Origin of the sequence: Bacillus sp. AFS018417 (genome assembly GCF_002560985.1) — a bacterium.
Taxonomy (GTDB): Bacteria; Bacillota; Bacilli; order Bacillales; family Bacillaceae_G; genus Bacillus_A; species Bacillus_A rhizoplanae.
The window spans coordinates 1-205 of the sequence record NZ_NTTM01000080.1; the positions used below are offsets into that span (position 1 = coordinate 1).

Sequence of the window (205 nt, forward strand, 5' to 3'; positions counted from 1 at the left end):
AAACATCAGAACAAATTACTAAAATTATGGAAGCAGAAGCCATTGCATTAGTTGATATTGCTGTAAAGGCAAACAAACCGATTGTTGTAGAAAAATTAAACACAACAAACGCAAAGGTTAAGAACCCTTATGGCAACAAAAAAGCAAACATGATGATGAGCATGTTTGCTTACAAAAAGATGATGTCAGCTATTAAAAGCCGTGC

At 34.1% G+C, this 205-nt stretch carries 1 pseudogene; it reads left to right on the forward strand.

The annotated features are described in order from the left end of the window. A pseudogene (locus tag CN326_RS22560) lies at positions 1-205 on the forward strand (IS200/IS605 family element transposase accessory protein TnpB); the annotation flags it as partial.